The 3,087-nt window shown below is 61.9% G+C and carries 5 protein-coding genes; 1 reads left to right on the top strand and 4 read right to left on the bottom strand.

The window, feature by feature from the left end; all coding sequences use genetic code 11:
- Together DVS29_RS36595 and DVS29_RS36590 are read right to left on the bottom strand one after the other, a co-directional pair.
- On the bottom strand, positions 1–165 hold a 165-nt coding region (locus DVS29_RS36595), incomplete at its 3' end, for a UxaA family hydrolase (RefSeq protein ID WP_164707878.1).
- 68 nt (positions 166–233) lie between these two features.
- Entirely contained in the window at positions 234–581 is a 348-nt protein-coding gene (locus tag DVS29_RS36590) for a UxaA family hydrolase (protein WP_420816291.1), read from the bottom strand.
- Between the two features lie 158 nt (positions 582–739).
- On the opposite strand from DVS29_RS36590, the gene DVS29_RS36585 reads away from it, so the two are divergent.
- Positions 740–1,525, top strand: coding sequence for a GntR family transcriptional regulator (locus DVS29_RS36585; RefSeq protein WP_118186205.1), 786 nt, complete (start codon positions 740–742; stop codon positions 1,523–1,525).
- A gap of 123 nt (positions 1,526–1,648) precedes the next feature.
- Here DVS29_RS36585 and DVS29_RS36580 read toward each other — a convergent pair whose 3' ends face one another.
- Both DVS29_RS36580 and DVS29_RS37700 read right to left on the bottom strand, forming a co-directional pair.
- Positions 1,649–2,839: a M20 aminoacylase family protein gene (locus tag DVS29_RS36580; RefSeq protein WP_240656001.1), complete on the bottom strand. Its 1,191-nt coding sequence runs from the start codon at positions 2,837–2,839 to the stop codon at positions 1,649–1,651.
- A 2-nt stretch (positions 2,840–2,841) separates the two neighbouring features.
- Positions 2,842–3,087 (bottom strand): hypothetical protein (locus DVS29_RS37700; protein ID WP_205962599.1); only part of this gene is annotated, 246 nt, incomplete at its 5' end.

Genomic DNA, 3,087 nt, shown 5'->3' with positions numbered 1-3,087 from the left:
CGGATGCGGCAGCGCCATCGTGCCTTTGATGTTGTGCTCGACCGCCTGCGCCGCCGCGTTCGACAGGTCGTCGACCGGCAGGATGATCACATGGTTACGTACGCCCACGCGGCCATTGCTGCGACGATAGCCGCGGAAAATCGTGTCCAGTTCAATCACGCTCATGGTGTCTCTCTCGATAGGGGGAAGCGAAACGGCTGAAGCCTGCGCCGTGGCCTTTGAAAGCGCGCGGCTTACCAGCGCTTCGTCTTGATGTTTTGCACGTGAGCGTGCTCGCCGGCCTTGATGGGCGCCACCACCTTGCCGATATCGACACCGTACTTGAATACCGTATCGCCGACGGCCATGTCCTTCAGCGCCACCTTGTGGCCGATTGGAATGTCCTGCTTCGCCGGGACGGTGATGATTTCGTCTTCATCCATGATCCACGCATTCAGCTGCGTGCCGGCCTTGATGCCTTCAACGACCGCGACGCCCACCGTGTCTTTCGCCTCATGCAGCACGATGTGAATCGTCCGCTGCGCCGGACCGGCATGGGCCGCCGTTGAATCAGCCTGCTGTGCTTGAGCTGCCTGGCTCATATGAGTGTCTCCAGTTTCGTTCACGGGGATGTGGCGCGGGGCCATGCTGCGCATCATAGACACCACATTCATTCATGTCAACCATATCATCTATATGTGTTGAATGAGCCGAATGAAGTAAAATCCGGGGCAGAAAGCATCAAGAGGGGAACACCGCTATGAACACATCGAAAAACGGCGCAGCCCATGCGGCAGGCGAGGCAGGTACGCCCGTCATCGGGGGAACACGGTACAAGGAAGTGAAAAACGGCATCCTCGCCGCGCTGTCGGCGAAGGAATGGAAGGGCGGCGAGGCGATACCTTCCGAAAAGCGTCTTTCGGAGCGCTTTGGCGTGTCGATCGGGACGCTGCGCAAGGCAATCGACGAGCTCGTGGCGGACAACATCCTCGTGCGCCACCAGGGACTCGGCACGTTCGTCGCGCAACACCAGCGCGACCGCTATTTCTTTCGCTTCTTCCGCGTGGTCCGTCAGGATGGCGACAAAACCTATCCCACGGTGAACCTCGTGTCGTTCACGAAGGCGAAAGCCACGCGGGAAGTCGCCGCAGTGCTCGGCATCGAACCGAACGCACGGGTTTTCTCGTTCGTGAACCGCCTCGCGTTGCACGGGGAGACGGTCATGATCGACAGCATCACCGTGGCAGAAGAGCGTTTTCACGGGCTCACTGAAGCGGCGCTGCGCGAGCGGCCCAGCACGCTCTACAACTTCTACCAGGACGCGTTCCACATCAACGTGGTCGGAACGGAAGAGCGGTTGCGCGTTGCAACGGCGACTCAAGTCGAAGCCGAATTGCTTGAAGTGTCGCCTGGCACGCCATTGCTCGAAGTTCGGCGCATTGCCTACTCCTATCACCAGGCGCCCGTCGAGCTACGCATCTCGCATGTGAATACGGCGCGCTATGAATATGTCGGCCCTTCTGCTTCGCATGAAGAACCGCTTTAGTCACATCATGCGCGCGCGGCGGTATTGGGCGATAGCGTTGCTGCGATAAAGCAGTATTTCTTCAGGGCGGGACACTGCATGGCGCCCGCAGTCAACCGGGCCGTATCCCAACGGCAAACCACGTCAACGCGGCACCGGCAGCCACGCCCGAGCCAGCGACACCCACCACGCGATGCCCGGTTTGAGCAGCGCATCGTTGAAGTCGTAGTTCGGGCTGTGCAGCGGAATCGCACAGCCGCAGGTGCCGTATTCCGAGCCGTCGCCGTTCCCGATGAAAACGTAGCAGCCGGGCCGGTGCTGCAGGTAGAACGCGAAGTCTTCCGACGGCATCTGTGGGGCGATGTTTTCATCGACGTTCGCAGCGCCGAAGACCGACTTCAGCACCTTCCCCGCAAAGGCAGTCGACTCCCGATCGTTCACGAGCGGCGGATACATGCGTCGGAATTCGAATTCCACGCGCACGTCGAATGCGGCCGCCACGCCCTGCGCGATCTCGCGCATGCGCCGCTCGACCAGATCGAGCACGTCCACGCTGAAGGCGCGCACCGTACCGCTCAGGCTCGCATGCCCAGGAATCACGTTGACCGTGCTGCCCGCGTGAATCTCGGTGATCGACAGCACGGCGGCGTCGTTCGGATTGATGTTGCGCGACACGATGGTCTGCCACGCCTGCGCGAGCGTGGTGGCGGCGATCACCGGGTCCACGCTGCGATGCGGCTGAGCCGCGTGGGAACCGAAGCCCGACAGATCCGCCTTGAACGTATTGCTCGACGCCATGATCGCATCAGGCCGCAATGCGAACGCGCCGGCCGCGATGCCTGGCCAGTTATGCGCGCCGAACACGGCATCCATCGGGAAGCGCTCGAAGAGTCCGTCTTCGATCATCAGGCGCGCGCCGGCGCCGCCCTCCTCCGCCGGCTGGAAAATGAAGTTGATGGTGCCGTCGAACTCGCGATGCTCGGCGAGATAGCGCGCGGCGCCGAGCAGCATCGCGGTATGGCCGTCGTGTCCGCACGCGTGCATGCGACCAGGAAAGCGCGAGGCATGCGCGAAGCGGTTCTGCTCCTGCATCGGCAACGCGTCCATGTCGGCGCGCAGGCCGATCGAACGGGTGCTGTTGCCGCTGCGCAGCACGCCGACCAACCCGTGGCCGCCGATGTTGCGTACCACCTCGATACCCCATTCGGCGAGTCGTTCGGCCACATAGTCGGCGGTCTGCTCCTCTTCGTGGCGCAGCTCCGGATGAGCGTGCAGATGGCGGCGGATCTTGATCAGTTCGTCTTCGATAGCGCCGAGACGCGGGTCGTTCAGCATGGTCATTCAGTCAAGGCAACCGGTGCCGGTTGTTGGGAAGATGTGTGCGTGCGCGGCGACAGCGCAACCGGGATGCAGCTGACGATCGCGGCGGCGGCCAGGTAATAGCCGATCACGAGCTTGTCGCCCGTCATGCCGATCAGGCTGGTCACCACTAGTCCGCTGAACCGGATGAATTGCACCGGATGCGTCGAGTTGGATCGGAATACTTCCATTTCAACGGGGCAGCTTGCTTGTTGTATTGGCGA

Origin of the sequence: Paraburkholderia phosphatilytica, from assembly GCF_003443895.1 — a bacterium.
In the GTDB taxonomy this organism is placed as follows: Bacteria; Pseudomonadota; Gammaproteobacteria; order Burkholderiales; family Burkholderiaceae; genus Paraburkholderia; species Paraburkholderia phosphatilytica.
The sequence above is the reverse complement of the archived record's forward strand: the minus strand, read 5'-3'. Positions and strand labels throughout refer to the sequence as shown.

Coding starts and splice junctions, on each gene's coding strand:
- DVS29_RS36585 (WP_118186205.1), top strand. CDS start 740: ATGAACACATCGAAAAACGGCGCAGCCCATGCGGCAGGCGAGGCAGGT.
- DVS29_RS36580 (WP_240656001.1), bottom strand. CDS start 2,839: ATGCTGAACGACCCGCGTCTCGGCGCTATCGAAGACGAACTGATCAAG.
- DVS29_RS36590 (WP_420816291.1), bottom strand. CDS start 581: ATGAGCCAGGCAGCTCAAGCACAGCAGGCTGATTCAACGGCGGCCCAT.